This is a genomic window from Kitasatospora sp. NPDC051853 (assembly GCF_044452665.1).
GTDB lineage: Bacteria > Actinomycetota > Actinomycetes > Streptomycetales > Streptomycetaceae > Kitasatospora.
In genome coordinates this window covers 481,913-497,787 of record NZ_JBITBY010000003.1, presented here as the reverse complement: position 1 = coordinate 497,787, position 15,875 = coordinate 481,913, and the positions used below count along the sequence as shown (strand labels likewise).

Genomic DNA, 15,875 nt, shown 5'->3' with positions numbered 1-15,875 from the left:
CCGTCTCCCGCCCCCGGAGCGTCATCAGGCCGACAGCTCCTGCGACTTGTCGAAGCCCTGGCGCCGCGCGGTGGAGAGCACCGAGATCGCGTGCGCCACCGAGCAGAGGGTGGCGTGCCGGTGCCAGCCGGCGTAGGAGCGGCCCTCGAAGTCCCGCATCCCGACCCGGCCGGAGACCTCGGCGAAGTCCTTGGCGACCCGCCGGGTGAGCCGGCCCAGCCGGAGCAGGGCGACCGGCGGCACGTCCACCAGGTTGGAGAGCCAGAGCTCGGCCGGCTTACCCTTGGAGCCCGACCAGCCGCCGACCAGGGCCAGCGCGCGCTCCGGCGGCACCATCATGCCGGGGCGCCGGACGGTCGGCATGGTGACCCTGGTCCCGCTGACCAGGATGGAGCGGGTGATCGAGTAGTCCGGGTCCACCCAGCCCACCGGCCGGGAGAAGCGCTTCGCCCACTCGATCAACTGCTGGGCCTGGAAGACCCGTTCGCCACGGCCGGGCAGACTGCCGTCGAAGCCGACCAGCCGGGTCGACCCGCTCACCCGCATCACGAACGGCACCCCGCGCCGGCAGAACTCCTCGACCAGGGTGGCGGCGTCCAGCTCGCGGGCGTCCAGCACCGCCGGGCGGCGGCGCAACCCCCAGTCGGGACCGGCCAGTTCGACCACGCTGTTGACCGCGCAGAGCTCCGGGGTGGTGGCCGAGACCTCGTCCGGGATCTTGGCGCGCTTGCGCCGCTCCTCGTTGGCCAGCCAGTCGGCGGGCAGCACCAGGCCCCAGTTGACCGGTGCGCTCATGTCCTCGCTGGCGAGCCAGACCCCGTACGCCTGCTGGCTGTTGACGACCCGCCCGAGCTCGGTCCGGAAGGACTCCTCGACCCCGACCGAGTGCTCCCCCGCCTTCGGGATGGCCATCGAGTTGAGCACCCAGGCCTGCGGCAGCAGCACCCGGTCCAGGTGCTTGGCCAGTGCCTGGCGGACCGGCCCCCACCGCCAGGAGGAGTCGCTGATGAAGTGGTGCAGGCTCTGCTCGGCGGCTCCGTAGCCGGCCACCGCGGCCAGGGCCCGCATCGACTTGCGGCCCTGGACCGAGAGCAGGCCCGAGATGTACCACTCACCGCGGGCACGCTGGTCGCGACGCTTCAGCGAAGCCAGCATCCGGCGGGAGAACTCCGTGACGAAGTCGTCCGCCACGTCACCCCAGATGTGCTCAGGAACGTTCTTCTCGCTAACACCTTCCACAGCCCCCGTCCCCTCCTCCGTGGTCGCCGTCTGGGGGTGGGGCACCGGGCGGCGCCGCGCAGCCAGACAGCGAGATGCTGGTGATGGACACCCTACAGAACCGACTGGTTGGTTTCTACTACTCTGTCAGCTCGCTTTTCGCAACTCCTCGCGCCGACCCCAGGCGGGCCGGGCTCCCTCCACTATACTGGATACCGCACAAGCGGTTTGTTATTATGCGGTCAATGGACATGAACGGTCGACGAACATGCCCCACGGCGACGTGCCGGCTCAGCGCAAGGGAGTAGCGGATGCCCCGTCAGGAACGGGCCGAACGCACCCGTCGGCAGCTGATCGTGGCCGCGGCGACCTCGTTCGACCGGACCGGCTTCGCCATGACCGGGCTGAACGACGTCACCCGGCCGACCGGGATCTCCAAGGGCGCACTGTACTTCCACTTCGGCTCCAAGGAGCAGCTGGCCGAGGCCGTCATGGCCGAGTCCCGGACCGGCCTGCGCGAGGCCATCCGGGCCGCCCGGACCTCCTCCGGGTGCCCGTTGCAGTACCTGATCGACCTGAGCCACGGACTGGCCGAACGGCTGGAGCGTGACGTGGTGTTCCGGGCCGGCCTGCGGCTCACCGACGACGGCGCGCTGGACGAGGAGCTGCGGCCCGACCCCCACCCGACCTGGTCCCGGCTGATCGAGCGCCTGCTGTCCCGGTCCGGGGTGGGCCGGGGCCTGCGGCCCGAGGTCCGCATCGAGGAGATCACCGCCCTGCTGGCGGCGGCCACCGCCGGGGTCGAGGTACTGGCCCGGCGGGACCGGGGCTGGCTGACCCCGCGGGTGATAGCCCGGCTCTGGCAGGCCGTGCTGCCCGCCCTGGTCCCGTCCGAGCGGCTGCCGGAGCTGCGCACCACCCCGGCCGGCCCCGGACTGCCCCTCCCCCGGCAGCACGGCGCCCCGGCGGTCGGGTCGACCACCGGGGACACCGAGCACGGCCGGGCCGGGGCACCGGACGGGCCGGACGGACGGCCCCGGCTCCGGGCGTCCGGGGGCCGGGCGCCCGGGGGTCAGGCCGCCACCGAGCTCGGCCCCGCCGCTCCGCCCAGCAGTTCCCTGTACCAGGAGAGGTGACCGGCCAGCCGGGCCGAGGGCCCGGGGCCGGGCTCGCAGCCGGTGAGCCGCCAGAGCCGTGAGCTCCGGTACCAGTGGTCCACCGCCAGCAGGGAGAGCCGCCGGTCCCAGTCCGCGCCCAGTCGGCGACGGGCCTGTTCCAGAGTCAACTCCCCTTCCGGCAAAGGCAGTCCGAGCCCTTCGCAGAGCGCGGTCGCGAACTCCCCGATCCGCACCGGCTCCGGGTCGGCCGCGTGCAGGACCCGCCCGCCCGGGACCGGGCCCCAGTCGGTGCGGGCCAGCGCCGCGATCGGCCGGGCCAGGTCCTCCACCGCGATCACGGACATCCGGGCCCGGCCGCCGTCGATCCAGTGCGGCAGCCGGCGCAGCAGCTCGGCCAGCGCCGGGACCACCCAGCGGTCGCCGGCCCCGTAGACCAGGTGCGGCCGGAGCACCGTCCCGCCGGCCGCGAGCACCAGCCGTTCGGCCGCCAGCCTGCTCCGGCTGGTCTCCGACCCCGGCCGGAGATCGGGCTGATACTCCGTCAGATCCCGGTGCACGCCGTCCCGGTAGACCGCAGTGGTACTCAGGTACACCACCCGGCGGACCCCGGCCGCGGCCGCCTCGGCGAGCAGCGCGGCGGTGCCATCCCGGTTGACCTGACGGAGTCGCCCGGGCGACCCGCCGATCTGCGAGGCGAGGTGCAGCACGGTGTGCACGCCCGAGCAGACGCCGCGCAGCGAGGCCGGGTCGGCCAGGTCAGCGGGGACCAGCTCGGCCGCTCCGCGACCGGTCACCGGCGCTCGCCGGTTGACCAGCACCCTGAGCGGCGGGGCGTCCCGGCCGCTCTCCAGCTGCCGGAGCACCGCGCCGCCGATGAAACCGGAGCCACCGGTGAGCAGGACCCGCCCGCCGTCCGGGAGCCGGCGGCTCACCGGACGGCGGCGGCCGGCTGCGCGGCGACGACGCCCTCGGAGAGCCGCAGCACCCCGTAGGCCACCGTCTCGCCGCCCTGCTCGACCACGGCCCGGACGATCCGCTCGCCGTCCCGCTCCGGCCCGGGGAAGACCCTGAGCAGGACCGGGAGGTGGAATTCGGCGTAGCGGACGAAGGAGATGTCGAGCCCGGAGAGCACCATCTCCTCGCGGCCGGCCAGTCGGCCCACCGCCTGGCGCATCGCCTCCCCCAGGACCATGCCGGGCACGTGGTCGACCGGGTGGTCGAACAGCACCGGGTGGCTCGGGTCGGCCTCCACCCGCCAGCAGTACGGGTGCTCGGTCGGGATCAGCACCGAGTCCGCGGCGACGCCGTGCTCGTGCCGCAGCCCCGGGCCGGCCGGCTCCGCCGACTGCGGCGCCTGCTGCCGGATCCGGGCGTACGTCTCCGGCGGCATGCAGTCCAGCCGCATGCTGCCCCGCCCCATCCGCCTGCCGTCGCGGTACACCTCGGCGTCGCAGCGCAGGCTGGAGAGCACGCCGCGGCGGAACTTGAGGTCCCGGCAGGTCGCCCGGAGGGTGAGGTCCGCCGGGGTGTCGCCGACCGCCAGGCCGGCCGCGTCGAGCTGGTACGAGACGTTCCAGAGCAGGAACGGGTAGTCCGTCGGCACGCCGTAGCCCGCGTGGGACAGCAGCATGCCCGCCTGACGGATGGTCTCCGCCATCATCAGCGGGTCGTGCCGTCCCGCGACGGCCCGGTAGAAGCTGTGCGACCTGGGCCACTGCGAGCCCAGGAGGAAGGTGTCCTCGCCTATCTCCCGCCAGCCGGTGAGCAGCACCTCGGACACGGAGGCCCGGTGCACGTACTTGCGGGGCACGGTCTGCTCGTGGAGATCAAGGCCCAGCGCATCGGCCAGAGTGGCCACGCAGCCGGCGTTGGAAAGTGCTGACCCCATTTCAGTCTCCCCCAGACAAGGTTGGCCCAACTGCCGGGCGGCAGCCGGACATGGGTCGAGCGCCAGGTGACCAAGAACCGCTGAGGCCGTCTCTCTCAGCTGTGGCAGCCCGGCTACGCTTGAGCGATTGCGCACCCTCCCCGGCCAGTCTCGATCGGCGGAGGGGAGCTCCCTCCACGCCATCGGACCAGCGCCGATGGGCCGAGGACGAAGTCTCGACATCCCAAATTCGACAACGTGCCACCCAGCCACGGGACTCTCCCCAGCCCCACTGACCTGCCCATTGACACACCGTCGGCAACAGCGAGGGTAGAGTACCATCCGGTCGGTTTGTAGCGGGGGTGGCACTCAGGCAGGAGAGCGATGGCCCAGCAGGCACGGGCGGTACAGACGCGGCAGGAGATCATCCTGGCCGCGGCGAAGGTGTTCGCGGAGCGCGGCTACGCAGCCGCGACCGTCGCGGAGATCCTCAAGGTGGCGGGGCTGACCAAGGGCGCCGTGTACTTCCACTTCTCCTCCAAGGAGGAGCTGGCGCTGGCGGTGATCTCCGCGCAGTCGCCGTGGCTGGAGACGCTGGACCTCACCGCGCCCGGATTCCAGCCGATCATCGACATGACGACCGCCTACGCGGTCGCCCTGCTGCACGACCCGGTGATCCGGGCCGCCGTACGGCTGGTGATCGAGCACGGGGCGTTCGACAAGCCCCACATCGAGGCCTGGCGCGCCACCATCGACCTCACCCGGGACATGCTCGACCGGGCCAGGGAGACCGGGGACCTGCTGCCCGGCATCGACTCGTCCCGGACGGCCGAGACCATCACCGGTTCGTTCACCGGCATCCAGCTCACCTCCCAGGTGCTGACCGGGCGTTCGGACCTGCTGGAGCGGGTCGCCCTCTGGTGGCGCCTGCTGCTGCCCGGCCTGGTCCCGGCCGACCGGCTGCCGCTGCTGAACCCGGCCGGCTCGCCCAAGGTCACCACCCATCTGGCGGGCCTGGTCGCCGAGTTCACCAAGTCGACCGCCCCGGGCCGGGCCCGCGCGTCGGAGAACTGACCGCGTCGGAGAACTGACACAGTCCTGGCGATCACTCCCGGTGGTCGCCTCCCGACGGCCCGCCCCGACCGCGGCGGCTCGTCCGCGACCCAAATTGGCAGGGAACTCCAAGGGTTCGGCCCCGCGCTCCCGCCGCGACTCCATCGCCCCAGTTCAGTCGTCACCCTACGGCGGCGAACTGGCCTGACCATGTCAAAGTCGACCGAAGAGTCGTTTTCCAAAGCCGTTGCGCGGCCTGGGAACTGACGGTCTAATTCCTGTCGAGCCCGCTGTCCGTCCGACCCGGTGCCCACATCCCGGGCGGCAGTGCGCCGTTCTGCTCAGCTCCGCCATGCCCGCACCCGCGGGCGATCGTACGTAGGCACAGAGCGCAGCACAGTGCACCGAAGCCCGACCGGCTCCCCCTCGTCGGGTCCCGTCACGCGGGCGGTCCGTCCGCGTGCGTCCATGCCACGACCCTTCAAGGACGGCTCATGTCCATCGACGCAAACAGACTGTGCGGCATCGGACGACGCGGAGGCACCCGTCCATTAAGGCTGCACGCGCTGACCGGGACGCGGTTCCTGGCGGCGCTCGCGGTCTTCCTGTTCCACGTCTCGCTCGCCCGGCTCTCGTTCAGCCCGTACCGGGACGGCACCGCCGGACTCCTGCAGTGGGTGCTCGACAAGGCCGGCTGGGTCGGCGTGTCGTACTTCTTCGTGCTCAGCGGATTCGTGCTCACCTGGGGCGCACGGCCGGGGATGACGGCCCGTCAGTTCTGGCGGCGGCGCGCGGCCCGGCTCTACCCGTCCCACCTGGTGACCGCCGCGGCGGCGCTGCTCGTCTTCGCCTGGGCCACCACCGGCTGGCGCGAACTGGTGCCCAACCTCCTGCTGGTGCAGGTCTGGATCCCCCGGTTCACCACCTTCTTCAGCGTCAACATCCCCAGCTGGTCACTCAGTTGTGAACTCTTCTTCTACGCCTGCTTCCCGCTGCTGCACCGCTGGGTCCGGCGGATCGACCCGGCCCGGCTGTGGACCTGGGTGGCCGCGCTGGCCGCGGCCGTGGTCTGCCTGCCCGCCCTCGCGCTGGCCGTGCTGCCGGACGGACCGGCCATGCCCAACGGCTTCCCGGTCTCGGTCTGGCAGTACTGGTTCGTCTACCTGCTGCCGCCGGTCCGGGCGCTGGAGTTCGTGCTCGGCATCCTGCTGGCCCGGGCCCTGCAGACCGGGCAGCGGGGGATCACCCTCCGGCCGCTCACCGCGTTCGCGCTGACGCTCGGCGGGTACGCCGTCGCCATGTCCGTGCCGTTCCTGTACGGGCTGACGGCCGCCACCGTCATCCCCCTGGTGCTGCTGCTGCACTCGGTGGCCGGCGACGAGCTGGCCGGCCGGCGGAGCTGGCTGGCCTCCCGCCCGATGGTGTGGCTCGGCGAACTCTCCTTCTCCTTCTACCTGGTGCACGTCCCGGTGCTGATCCTGCTGCGCGGGCTGGTCGACCACCGCACCTATGCGCCGCTGCCGGCCACCGGCATGCTGCTGCTGACCTTCGCCGCGAGCCTCGGCGCGGCCTGGGTGCTGAACCGGTGGGTGGAGCGGCCGCTGTTCCGCCTGCTGGCCGGGCGCGGGCCCCGGTCCGGGCTCCGGGCCCCGGCCATCCCGGCCCAGCGGAAGGCGCCGAGCGAGGTCAAGGCCGGCTGACGCCGGGGGAGTCGGGCGAAGGCCCGGACTCGGGCCGGCCTCGGGCAAAGGCCCCGGCCCCGGACGAAGGCTCAGGCGAAGGCCAGGCCGAGTCCGGCCAGCGTGCCCAGCCGGTGGCTGTCGCCCTCGACGGTGGCCTCCACGTCGAAGGCCGTGCGGTGGGTGGGCGGGTAGCCGATCAGCTCCGCGGCCCGGGCCGGGATCGGACGGGCGGCGGCCTCGGCCGACTCCCAGAGGAAGACCGCGCCCCAGCGGTTGTTCTCCCGGTCGGAGATCCAGCTCTTGCGGACCAGGCCGGGGTGGCCGGTGAACCGGTCGACCGCCTCGTCACGGAGGAAGTCACGCAGTTCGTCGATGCCCGTGGCGGACTCGGCGAGGTCCCACCAGACGATCACGACTCGCATGGGTACGGCTCCAGGTCGAAGGGCCCGTGCGGGGCGGCCCCGGGGGGAGGGAGGCCGCCCCGCACGGGTCGGGGGAGGTGGTGCGGGCAGGTGGTCAGGAGGAGAGCAGCGAGACCAGGGTGTCGGTGATGATGTGCAGGCCGTCCTGGCTGAGCACCGACTCCGGGTGGAACTGCATGGAGCGGAAGCCGGGGCCGCGCAGCGCGTGCACCTGGCCGTTGGCCGGGTCGCGGCTCACCTCGACCTCGCCGAGCGGCAGGCGCAGCACCTCCTGCTCGGAGTGCCCGGCGAAGGTGTTGTAGAAGCCGACCAGCTCGGTCCGGCCGAACAGGTCGATCTTCTTGGCCACGCCCTGGTTGGGCATGTCGCGGCGGACCAGGTCGAGGCCGAGCACCGCGCAGAGCACCTGGTGGCTCAGGCAGACCGAGAGGAAGGGCGTGCCGGCGGCCAGCAGCGCGCGGGTGGCGCCGTGCAGGTGGGCGATCTTCGGGTGGCCGACCTCCTGCGGGTCGCCCGGGCCGGGGCCGAGCAGCACCAGGTCCCAGCCCTCGTCCAGCGAGTACTCCTCGTCGAACCGGCGCAGCGTCACCTCCAGCCCCAGGGACCGGAGTTGGTGGTCCCACATGGCGGTGAAGGTGTCCTCGGCGTCCACCACCAGGACCTTGCGGCCGGCCAGCGCGGGGACGGGGCGCTTGCGCTCCTCGGTGTCCTCCAGCCAGAACGGCGCCAGCGCGAGGTTGCGCTGGGCCAGCGCGGCCAGCACGTCCGGGTGCCGGGCGAAGCGCACCGGCTCGACCGGGGCCGGGGCGTCGGCGGCCCGGGTGGCGAACGCGGCCAGCAGGCCGGCCGCCTTGGCGGCGGTCTCGGCCACCTCGGACTCCGGCTTGGAGTCGCGGACCAGGGTGGCGCCGACGCCGATGCTCAGGCGCCCGGCGGAGGAGATCTCGGCGGTGCGGATCAGGATCGAGGAGTCCAGGGTGCGGCCGCCCTCGGCGTCCCGGCCGATCAGCGCGACCAGGCCGCTGTAGTAGCCGCGGCCCTGCGGCTCGTAGCGCTTGATCACCTTGGCCGCGCTCTCCAGCGGGCTGCCGGTGACGGTGGGGGCGAACAGCGTCTCGCGCAGGATCTCCCGCGGGTCCCGCGAGGTCGCGCCGTCGATGAAGTACTCGGTGTGCGCCAGCCGGGCCATCTCCATCAGGTGCGGGCCGGTCACCCGGCCGCCCGACTCGGTGATCCGGGCCATCATCTTGAGCTCTTCGTCGACCACCATGTAGAGCTCGTTGGCCTCCTTGGGGTCGGCCAGGAAGGAGAGCACGCCGGTGAGTTCGGGCCCGCCCTCGGGGTAGCGGTAGGTGCCGCTGATCGGGTTCATCACCGCGACGCCGCCGGCCAGGCTGATGTGCCGCTCGGGCGTGGCACCGACGAAGGTGCGGTCGCCGGTGGCGATCACGAAGGTCCAGTAGGCGCCGCGCTCGCGCTCCAGCAGGCGGCGGAAGAAGGTGAGGCCGGCCGCCGGGGTGTAGTCGGTGATGTCGGCGACGAAGGCCCGGCGGATCACGAAGTTGGCGCCCTCGCCGTTGCCGATCTCCTCGGCCAGGATCTGCCGGACCACACCGGCGTACTCCTCGTCGTCCACGTCGAACGCGCCGTCGGCCAACTCGATCGACTGGTCCGGCAGTTGAGCGATCACCTGGTCGACCGGGAGAGAGGCCTGCTCCTGCACGGCGAGCGCCAGCAGCGGCGCCCCGTCGTCGGCCGCGGCGAAGCCGCGCTCGGCGATCTGCCGGTACGGCACCAGGGCCAGCACCTCGTGCTCGGCCCGGCCGGTGGCGGCCGGCTCCCCCTCGGCCAGCGGGATGTCGGCCAGCCGGGCGACCTCGGACACCTCGCCGCCGAGCAGGTCGATCCGCCCCGGCCCGCCGGCCTCCGGCCGGTGCAGCAGCGCGTATCCGGACTGCCGCCCGGAGATGATCCGCTCCAGCAGCTCGTGACCAGCCTGACTGTCCGTCATCTTGCTCTCCTCCGTTGTCTGTTGCCGGGTCGCGCTCCGCTTGTCCGGGGGTCGTCCCGCGGTCGTCTCAGTCCAGGTCGGCGAGCACGGCCTTGGTGGTGACCGCCATCGCGCAGCGCTCGGCCGCGTACTTGAGCGCCAGCTGGTGGTACTCGAGGGTGAAGTCGGCGATCGCGTCGCCGACCAGGAAGGGCTGGATGTCGTGGGTGTAGGCGTCGAGGGTGGTGGCCAGCACGCCGATGTGGGCGTAGACCCCGCAGATCACCAGCTGGTCCCGGCCCTGCTCGCGCAGGAACTCCAGCAACTGGGTGCGGTGGAAGGCGCTGTAGCGCCACTTGGTCAGCACCAGGTCGCCCTCGGCCGGCGCGATCGGCTCGACCACCTGCTTGTGCTCGGCGTCGATGGTCATCCCCGGGCCCCAGAAGTCCTTGAGCAGGCCGCGCTGTTCGGGCGTCATGCCGCCGGGCTGGGCGGTGTACGCGACCGGGATGCCGAGCTCGGCGGCGCGGTCGCGCAGCAGGGTGGCGTTGGCCACCAGCTGGGTCACCGGGGACTCGCCGGCCTGGAAGGGCTTGAGGAAGTACTTCTGCATGTCGTGGATCAGCAGCACCGCGCGGGCCGGGTCCACCGTCCACTGGACGGTGTTCTCCGGCAGGTCGCCCTGCTGGGGCATCGGGTACGGGCTGATGGTCGGGATCCCCATGACAGTTTTCCTCTCAACTCTGCTGGGCGGTGCGGCTGGTGGCGCTGCTGCGGGAGCGGCTCCGGGAGTGGCTGCGGGCCGGTGGGACGGCCCGCAGCCCGGTCAGCCGGCGGTGGGGCGCCGGCCCCTGATCAGTGCCCGAGAGCGGCGCCGCCGTCGACGGTGAGGTCGTGCATGGTGATGTGCGCGGCCTGGTCCGAGAGCAGGAAGAGCACGGCGTCCGCGATGTGCGAGGGCTGGGCGATCCGCCCGAGCGGGATGCCCACCCGGAAGACCTCGGCCACGCCCTCGATCGAGGCCCGGCTGGCGCTGTCGTCGCCGTCGGACCACAGCGCGGTGAGCATCGGGGTGTCGGTCGAGCCCGGCGCCACCACGTTGCAGCGGATGCCGTACTTGGAGACCTCCAGGCCCAGGCACTTGGTGAACATGGTGGCCGCCGCCTTGGAGGCCGCGTACGCCGACATGTCCACCCGCGCGGTGCCGGCGGCGTTGGACGCCACCGTCACGATCGCGCCCTTCCGGCCGCGCTCGACCATCCGGTTGACCACCGCACGGGAGATGAAGAACACCCCGGTGGTGTTGACCGCGAAGGTGGTCGACCAGTCCTGGTCGGTCAACTCCTTGGCCGGACCGAGCCGGAGCACGCCGGCCCCGTTCACCAGGTAGTCGATCCCACCGAGCTGCTGCTCGATGGCGTCCACCACGTCCTCGACATCGGTGCTGCTGGTCACGTCGGCCGGAAACGCCTCCGCCCGCCCGCCCGCGTTCCGCAGCTCCTTGGCGATCTCCTCCAGCCGGTCACCGTTCCGGTCGACCAGGGCGACCGTCACACCTCGCTCGACCAGCCCTCGGACGACCGCCTCACCGATGCCGCCGGCCGCGCCGGTGACCATCGCGACCTTGTTTTCCATTCCGTGAATGCTCATGACGACCCCAAAGATCGAGGATGATCGACCGTTGTCGGCCGGTAGTAAGGGGGGCGGTGGGCCCGATCAGCCCCGCCAGGCAGCCGCGACTTCAAGTGCCTGCTCCGGGTTGAGCCGGGGGTCGCAGAAGCTGGTGTACTTCTCGCCGATCCGGGCGAGCTGGTGCTCGTCCCGGGCGCACTCGGTCACGTCGTCCGGCGTGGTCTCCAGGTGCAGACCGCCCGGGACCGCGCCGACGCTGAGCAGCGCGTCCTGGAACGCGCGCACCTCGTGGACCACGGTCTCCACCAGACGGGTCTTCAGACCGCCCGGCCCGTTCACGGTGTTGCCGTGCATCGGGTCGGTCAGCCAGACCACCGGGTGCCCCTCGGCCTTGACCGCCGCCGCCATCGCCGGCAGCTTGTCGGCGACGTTGTCGGCGCCCATCCGGGCGATCAGCACCAGCCGGCCGGCCTCGCGCTCGGGGTCGAGCGTGCGGCAGAGCGTCAGCAGGTCCTCGATGCTCATGCTCGGACCGACCTTGGAGGCCACCGGGTTGGCCACCGTGGCCAGCAGCGCCACGTGCGCGCCGTCCAGCTGGCGGGTCCGGTCGCCGATCCACGGCAGGTGGGTGGAGGCCAGGTAGGGCCGGCCGTCGTCGGTGCGCCGGAGCATCGGCACCTCGTAGTCGAGCAGCAGCGCCTCGTGGCTGGTCCACACCGGGGCACCGGCCGCGGCCAGGCCGGCGTCGCTGCGCTCGCGCAGCGCGCCGAACGCCTGGGCGGCGGCGTCGTAGCCGGCCAGCAGACGGGTCGGGTCCGGGCGGCGCAGCTCCGGGTCGGGCTCGGGGCTGTTCACCATGTGCCCGCGGTAGACCGGGAGTTCGACCCCGCCGACGGTCTCGGTGGGCTTCGAACGCGGCTTGCCGAACTGGCCCGCCATCCGGCCGATCCGCAGCACCGGGCGCAGGGTGTTCATCGAGACCACCCCGGCCAGCGCGTCCAGCAGGCCGACCTTGCGGGTCACATAGCCCGGCTCGCACTCCGCCGGGTCCTCGGCGCAGTCGCCGGCCTGGACGACCTGGAGGCGGCCGGTGGCCACCTCGGCGAGCAGACCGCGCAGCTCCGCGAGCTCCGCCGGCGTGACCAGACCCGGGCGGTCGGACAGCTCGGCGGTCACCCGGGACAGCTGCTCGGCGTCCTCCCAGGCAGGCTGCTGCTGGGCCGGGAGCGCTTTCCAGTACTGGAGTTCGCTCTCCGAGAGCGGCGGACCGGCCGGAGCCGACTGCGCCGCCATGACGTCGCTACTCACTCAGAACCTCCGTGGTCATGAATTCTTTTCCATTTGCCCGGAAAGAGCGGCTGCCGAATACCCGGACAATGTTGCGGATTCAGTGCGGAAGGCAACCTTTACTTGAGTTTGAGTAACGCAAAGTTGCTGGTCAACGGCGACTTTGACACTCCGTCAGGTGGCCGGATCCATGTCACTAGGAACCGCCCGGTTGGATTGTTTTCAGAATTGACGGGTCGCCGTCGAAATTTCAGCCATCGGGATTTCCGAATTCACTGGCGTCGGTGGGGCACTTCGCCACATCGCCCTCTCCTGAGGCACTGGGCCCGGTACTGCGTCAGATCGCCGGCGAGGGCGGGAACGACGGAGCGCCGCCCGGCCAGGCCGGACGGCGCTCTCATGACGTGCGGACGGAACGCGGCGGTGACGGTCAGGCGGCGCGGTCAGGCTGCGCGGTCAGGCTGCGCGGTCACGCGCCTTCGCCAGGCCCTGCCGGGCCTGCGCGGCCACCCGCTCGGCGGCGAAGGCCACCTGCTCGTACAGCGTCTGGTACGGCGCGGCCAGGCCCGCCCCGGCCAGGCCGACCGGCGCACCGGCCTGGCCGGCCAGCGCGTACCAGCCCAGCGAGGCACCCGCGCCGACCGAGACCCGCACCACGGCCTCCCGCGGCAGCACCCGCTCCCGGTACTCCCGCCCCTGGCGCTCGAACCGGGCCGGGCAGGGCATCGACACCACCCGGGTCGGCGACCCCTCCGCCTCCAGGATCTCCCGGGCCCGCAGCGCCACCGGCTCCTCGCCGCCGTCCGCGATCAGGACCACCTCCGGCCGGCCGCCGGACGCCTCCGCCAGCACGTGACCGCCGCGGACCGCCGGGGTGTCCTCGCCCAGGATGCTCATCGCCCGTGCCTGCCTCTCCGTCGAAGCCGCGCCCACACCGTACCGACGACTCTCCGCCCACTACCCCGGGGCGACAATCGCACTTCTGTCACTCCGTCACATGGCGGTCGCCCCACTGTGGTTGGATCTCCGCGACAGGTATCCGACCGGGGAGGGGGCTCCGATGGGAGCGCTGGAGGGCAAGACCGCACTCGTCACCGGTGCCAGCCGGGGGATCGGCCGGGGCATCGCCCGCAGGCTGGCCGCCGACGGCGCGCTGGTGGTGGTCCACTACGGGGCGGACGAGGACGCCGCCGACGGGACGGTGCGCCTGATCGAGAAGGACGGCGGACGCGCCGTCACGGTCGGCGCCGACCTCGCCGAGCCCGACGGGCACGCCCTGCTCTGCACACGGCTCTGGGAGGCGCTCGCCGCCGCCGGCGCCGAGCGCGGCCTGGACGTCCTGGTCAACAACGCCTCGCTCACCGGCGGCGGCCACCTGGCCGAACTCTCGGCCGAGCACTACGACCGGCTGCACCTGGTGAACACCCGCGCGCCGCTGCTGCTGATCCAGCGGCTGCTGCCCGACCTGCGCGAGGACGGACGGATCGTCAACATCTCCTCCGCCGCCACCCGGGTCGCCGTCCCCGAGTCGATCGGCTACGCGATGACCAAGGGCGCCCTGGAGGCGCTCACCCTGGCCCTGGCCAAGGACCTCGGCCCGCGCGGCATCACCGTCAACACCGTCGCCCCGGGCCACGTCGCCACCGAGACGGACGACCTGCCGCTCCCCTCCCCCGAGGACATCGCCGAGATGGTCGCCTTCCTCGCCTCCCCCGCCGCCGGCTGGACCACCGGCCAGCGCCTGGAGGTCAGCGGCGGCCTGCTGATCTGACCCCGCGTCAACCCGCCGAAACCGAAGGCCCCCGACCGGTTCCCCGGTCGGGGGCCTTCGTGCGGCGGAGAGTGTGGGATTTGAACCCACGGTGACGGGTCACGCCACGACAGTTTTCAAGACTGGTCCCTTAGGCCGCTCGGGCAACTCTCCAGGCGGAGGTCAGCCTAACGGTTCCCGGGGGGATCCGTGCACACCCTTCCGGGGTCCTAGTTGTCGCCCTTGCGCTCGCCGAGGGTGACGGTGGTCTTGGCGGTCTTGTTGTCGCGGGTGTACTCGACCTCGACCTTGTCACCCGGCTTGTAGGTCCAGATCTCGCTGACCAGGGTCGGGCCGCTGTCGATGACGTGGCCGCCGAGCTTGGTGATGACGTCGCCCGGCTTGAGGCCGGCCTGGTCGGCGGGGCCACCGGGGGTGACGGCGGGCTTGCCCTGGACGGAGGAGGTCTGGATCTGGGCGCCGTCGCCCTTGTAGTCGTCGTTGCGGAGCACGCCGAGGATCGCGTAGACGGGGGTGCCGTTGGCGATCAGGTCACCGGCGACGCGCTTGGCCTGGTTGATCGGGATGGCGAAGCCGAGGCCGATCGAGCCGGCCCGGCCGGAGCCGCTGCTGTTCGACTGGATCGCCGAGTTGATGCCGATCACCGCGCCGGAGGCGTCGAGCAGCGGGCCGCCGGAGTTGCCCGGGTTGATCGAGGCGTCGGTCTGCAGCGCGTTCATGTAGGAGGCCTGCGCGCTGGTCTCGTCGCCGGAGGCGACCGGGCGGTCCTTGGCGCTGACGATGCCGGTGGTGACGGTGCCCTCCAGGCCGTACGGGGCGCCGATCGCGATGGTGGCGTCGCCGACCGCGACCTTGTCCGAGTCGCCGAGGGCGAGCGGGACGAGCTTGTCCTTGGGCGGGTTGTCGAGCTTGATGACCGCGACGTCGTAGCCCTGGGCCCGGCCGACCACCGAGGCGGCGAAGGAGGAGCCGTCGGAGAAACGGACCGTCAGCTTGCCGCCGCTGGCGGCCGGGGCCACCACGTGGTTGTTGGTGAGGATGTGGCCCTCGGTGTCGAAGACGAAGCCGGTGCCGGTGCCGGACTCGCCGGAGCCCTGCGCCTTGATGGTGACGACGCTCGGCAGCGCCTTGTTGGCGATGCCGGCCACCGACTCGGGGGCCCGGTTGACCGCCTGCTGGTTCTGGCTGGCCTGCACGGTGGTGCTGGAGCCCCGGCCGGAGGAGGACGAGGTGGTGCCGTTCCGGTCCGCGACCGAGACGCCGATCGCGCCGCCGGCCAGACCGGCCAGCAGGGCGACGGCCGCGACCAGGGCGATCAGGCCGCCGCGCTTGCGGCCGGGCGCCGGGGTGGCCGCGCCGGGGAACTCCGGGTACCCGGGCAGACCGGGGCCGCCGCCACCGGGCGGGGTGGCCCAGCCGCCGAGCGGGGTGCCGGCGCCGAAGGGGTGCGGGTGCGCCTGCGGCTGCGGGTGGGCGTGGGCGTGCGGGTCCGCGGCCGGCGGGAGCGGGGCGGCGGCCGGAGCCGGGGCAGCGGCCGGGACCGCGTACGGGTTGTCGGCCGCGACGGGAGCCTGGGCCGGGGCGGCGGCCGGCACGGCCGGCGGCGGCGCGTCCAGGTAGGACGGAGCGGGCGGCGCGGCGGCGGGCGGGGCCGGCGGGGTGGCGGGCGCGGGCGGCAGCACCGGCGGCGGGGCGTCCAGGTAAGAGGGTGCCGGGGGCACCTTGCCGAGGGCCACCGTGTCGGCGGGCGCCGCGGAGGTGCGCTCCTCCTCGGGGCCGTTGGCCCCACTCACGTGCTCGCTGCTCACGGACGACCTCCATAGCTGACAGGACCT

At 72.7% G+C, this 15,875-nt stretch carries 14 protein-coding genes and 1 tRNA gene; 4 read left to right on the top strand and 11 right to left on the bottom strand.

Annotation, left to right across the window (positions count from 1 at the left end):
* Positions 1-24: 24 nt before the first annotated feature.
* On the bottom strand, positions 25-1,239 hold the full coding sequence (locus tag ACIA8O_RS11260; RefSeq protein ID WP_396293406.1) for an IS701 family transposase: 1,215 nt from the start codon (positions 1,237-1,239) through the stop codon (positions 25-27).
* A 290-nt stretch (positions 1,240-1,529) separates the two neighbouring features.
* On the opposite strand from ACIA8O_RS11260, the gene ACIA8O_RS11255 reads away from it, so the two are divergent.
* Positions 1,530-2,354 carry a ScbR family autoregulator-binding transcription factor gene (locus tag ACIA8O_RS11255; RefSeq protein WP_396293405.1) on the top strand — a complete coding sequence of 275 codons (825 nt, stop codon included), beginning with the start codon at positions 1,530-1,532 and terminating at the stop codon, positions 2,352-2,354.
* On the opposite strand, the gene ACIA8O_RS11250 is transcribed toward ACIA8O_RS11255, so the two are convergent.
* Together ACIA8O_RS11250 and ACIA8O_RS11245 are read right to left on the bottom strand one after the other, a co-directional pair.
* Positions 2,291-3,268 carry an NAD-dependent epimerase/dehydratase family protein gene (locus tag ACIA8O_RS11250; protein WP_396293403.1) on the bottom strand — a complete coding sequence of 326 codons (978 nt, stop codon included), beginning with the start codon at positions 3,266-3,268 and terminating at the stop codon, positions 2,291-2,293. The genes ACIA8O_RS11255 and ACIA8O_RS11250 overlap by 64 nt on opposite strands.
* Positions 3,265-4,224, bottom strand: coding sequence for a ScbA/BarX family gamma-butyrolactone biosynthesis protein (locus tag ACIA8O_RS11245; RefSeq protein WP_396293402.1), 960 nt, complete (start codon positions 4,222-4,224; stop codon positions 3,265-3,267). Before ACIA8O_RS11245 ends, ACIA8O_RS11250 begins: the two co-directional genes overlap by 4 nt.
* 363 nt (positions 4,225-4,587) lie before the next feature.
* On the opposite strand from ACIA8O_RS11245, the gene ACIA8O_RS11240 reads away from it, so the two are divergent.
* Together ACIA8O_RS11240 and ACIA8O_RS11235 are read left to right on the top strand one after the other, a co-directional pair.
* Positions 4,588-5,277, top strand: a complete 690-nt coding sequence (locus ACIA8O_RS11240) for a ScbR family autoregulator-binding transcription factor (protein WP_396293401.1) — start codon at positions 4,588-4,590, stop codon at positions 5,275-5,277.
* A 473-nt stretch (positions 5,278-5,750) separates the two neighbouring features.
* Complete coding sequence (locus tag ACIA8O_RS11235; RefSeq protein WP_396293400.1) at positions 5,751-6,956, top strand: acyltransferase family protein; 1,206 nt, start codon at positions 5,751-5,753, stop codon at positions 6,954-6,956.
* Between the two features lie 71 nt (positions 6,957-7,027).
* Here ACIA8O_RS11235 and ACIA8O_RS11230 read toward each other — a convergent pair whose 3' ends face one another.
* The 6 genes from ACIA8O_RS11230 to ACIA8O_RS11205 form a co-directional block, all read right to left on the bottom strand.
* Positions 7,028-7,360 carry a hypothetical protein gene (locus tag ACIA8O_RS11230; RefSeq protein ID WP_396293399.1) on the bottom strand — a complete coding sequence of 111 codons (333 nt, stop codon included), beginning with the start codon at positions 7,358-7,360 and terminating at the stop codon, positions 7,028-7,030.
* Between the two features lie 94 nt (positions 7,361-7,454).
* Complete coding sequence (locus ACIA8O_RS11225) at positions 7,455-9,371, bottom strand: anthranilate synthase family protein (protein ID WP_396293398.1); 1,917 nt, start codon at positions 9,369-9,371, stop codon at positions 7,455-7,457.
* Between the two features lie 67 nt (positions 9,372-9,438).
* A complete protein-coding gene (locus ACIA8O_RS11220) occupies positions 9,439-10,074 on the bottom strand; it encodes an isochorismatase family protein (protein WP_396293397.1) in 636 nt (211 codons plus the stop codon).
* Between the two features lie 131 nt (positions 10,075-10,205).
* On the bottom strand, positions 10,206-10,985 hold the full coding sequence (locus ACIA8O_RS11215; RefSeq protein ID WP_396293396.1) for a 2,3-dihydro-2,3-dihydroxybenzoate dehydrogenase: 780 nt from the start codon (positions 10,983-10,985) through the stop codon (positions 10,206-10,208).
* An 81-nt stretch (positions 10,986-11,066) separates the two neighbouring features.
* Positions 11,067-12,275, bottom strand: a complete 1,209-nt coding sequence (locus ACIA8O_RS11210; RefSeq protein ID WP_396293600.1) for a 3-deoxy-7-phosphoheptulonate synthase — start codon at positions 12,273-12,275, stop codon at positions 11,067-11,069.
* Positions 12,276-12,725: 450 nt separating this feature from the next.
* Complete coding sequence (locus ACIA8O_RS11205) at positions 12,726-13,166, bottom strand: transketolase-like TK C-terminal-containing protein (protein WP_396293395.1); 441 nt, start codon at positions 13,164-13,166, stop codon at positions 12,726-12,728.
* Positions 13,167-13,329: 163 nt separating this feature from the next.
* Between ACIA8O_RS11205 and ACIA8O_RS11200 the strand changes: the two genes are divergently transcribed.
* Positions 13,330-14,040 carry an SDR family oxidoreductase gene (locus tag ACIA8O_RS11200; protein ID WP_396293394.1) on the top strand — a complete coding sequence of 237 codons (711 nt, stop codon included), beginning with the start codon at positions 13,330-13,332 and terminating at the stop codon, positions 14,038-14,040.
* Positions 14,041-14,105: 65 nt separating this feature from the next.
* On the opposite strand, the gene ACIA8O_RS11195 is transcribed toward ACIA8O_RS11200, so the two are convergent.
* Together ACIA8O_RS11195 and ACIA8O_RS11190 are read right to left on the bottom strand one after the other, a co-directional pair.
* Positions 14,106-14,193: transfer RNA gene (locus tag ACIA8O_RS11195), tRNA-Ser, on the bottom strand.
* A 56-nt stretch (positions 14,194-14,249) separates the two neighbouring features.
* Positions 14,250-15,848 carry a S1C family serine protease gene (locus ACIA8O_RS11190; protein WP_396293393.1) on the bottom strand — a complete coding sequence of 533 codons (1,599 nt, stop codon included), beginning with the start codon at positions 15,846-15,848 and terminating at the stop codon, positions 14,250-14,252.
* Between the last annotated feature and the right edge of the window lie 27 nt (positions 15,849-15,875).

Coding starts and splice junctions, on each gene's coding strand:
- ACIA8O_RS11210 (WP_396293600.1), bottom strand. CDS start 12,275: ATGGCGGCGCAGTCGGCTCCGGCCGGTCCGCCGCTCTCGGAGAGCGAA.
- ACIA8O_RS11205 (WP_396293395.1), bottom strand. CDS start 13,166: ATGAGCATCCTGGGCGAGGACACCCCGGCGGTCCGCGGCGGTCACGTG.
- ACIA8O_RS11240 (WP_396293401.1), top strand. CDS start 4,588: ATGGCCCAGCAGGCACGGGCGGTACAGACGCGGCAGGAGATCATCCTG.
- ACIA8O_RS11245 (WP_396293402.1), bottom strand. CDS start 4,224: ATGGGGTCAGCACTTTCCAACGCCGGCTGCGTGGCCACTCTGGCCGAT.
- ACIA8O_RS11200 (WP_396293394.1), top strand. CDS start 13,330: ATGGGAGCGCTGGAGGGCAAGACCGCACTCGTCACCGGTGCCAGCCGG.
- ACIA8O_RS11225 (WP_396293398.1), bottom strand. CDS start 9,371: ATGACGGACAGTCAGGCTGGTCACGAGCTGCTGGAGCGGATCATCTCC.
- ACIA8O_RS11215 (WP_396293396.1), bottom strand. CDS start 10,985: ATGGAAAACAAGGTCGCGATGGTCACCGGCGCGGCCGGCGGCATCGGT.
- ACIA8O_RS11220 (WP_396293397.1), bottom strand. CDS start 10,074: ATGGGGATCCCGACCATCAGCCCGTACCCGATGCCCCAGCAGGGCGAC.
- ACIA8O_RS11230 (WP_396293399.1), bottom strand. CDS start 7,360: ATGCGAGTCGTGATCGTCTGGTGGGACCTCGCCGAGTCCGCCACGGGC.
- ACIA8O_RS11255 (WP_396293405.1), top strand. CDS start 1,530: ATGCCCCGTCAGGAACGGGCCGAACGCACCCGTCGGCAGCTGATCGTG.
- ACIA8O_RS11235 (WP_396293400.1), top strand. CDS start 5,751: ATGTCCATCGACGCAAACAGACTGTGCGGCATCGGACGACGCGGAGGC.